The 654-nt window shown below is 74.5% G+C and carries 1 protein-coding gene; it reads left to right on the top strand.

Annotated features, from left to right (window positions below; genetic code table 11):
* Nucleotides 1-112: 112 nt before the first annotated feature.
* A partial coding sequence (locus NKH02_RS34455) for a hypothetical protein (protein ID WP_352884307.1) occupies nt 113-654 on the top strand: 542 nt, incomplete at its 3' end.

The following is a 654-nucleotide window of genomic DNA, read 5'->3' as shown; positions in this document are numbered from 1 at the left end:
CCACCCGGCCGGCGGCCCCACATGCCCCCCCCCCGGCCCCGCGCCCACCACCCGGGGGGGGGGCGGGCGGCGCCCCCCCACCGCCGATGACGGCGGGCTCAACGAGCGCATCGTGTTCACGCTGGCGCTGGCCGCCGACGGCGGCTACACCTTCGACCTTCAGGACCAGCTCGACCACGCGGCCGCCAGCGGCGATGCCGGTACCTTGGCGATCGACCTGTCGTCGGTGCTGGTGGCAACCGATGCCGACGGCGACACGGTGACGCCAGATGCCGAAGCCTTCGTCATCAACGTCGAGAACGACGTGCCGGTGGCGTCGGGTGCGACGGTATCGGCAATTGTGCAGGAGGACGACCTCAAGGTCGCGGACGGCGATTCCTCCAACGGCATCGACGAGGACGCCACGCCCAACCAGGACGAGGCCAGCGGATCGGTGGCGTCACTGGTGACGTCCGGCACCGACGCGCCGGTGACCTTCAGCCTGTCGGCCGACACGTCCGGCTTGCCGACATTGACCTCGAACGGCGACGCGGTCACCTACAGCGTCGTGGGGGGGGGGGGGGCCGCCCCCCCCCCGTTGGGGGGGGGGTACCGGCCGCTGGGGGTGTGGGCGGGGGTGGGGGCGCCCGCGGGGGGCGCCAGGCGCCGGCGGGG

Source organism: Mesorhizobium sp. M1396 (assembly GCF_040317725.1).
GTDB lineage: Bacteria > Pseudomonadota > Alphaproteobacteria > Rhizobiales > Rhizobiaceae > Mesorhizobium.
This window is presented reverse-complemented; position numbering and strand designations above follow the sequence as displayed.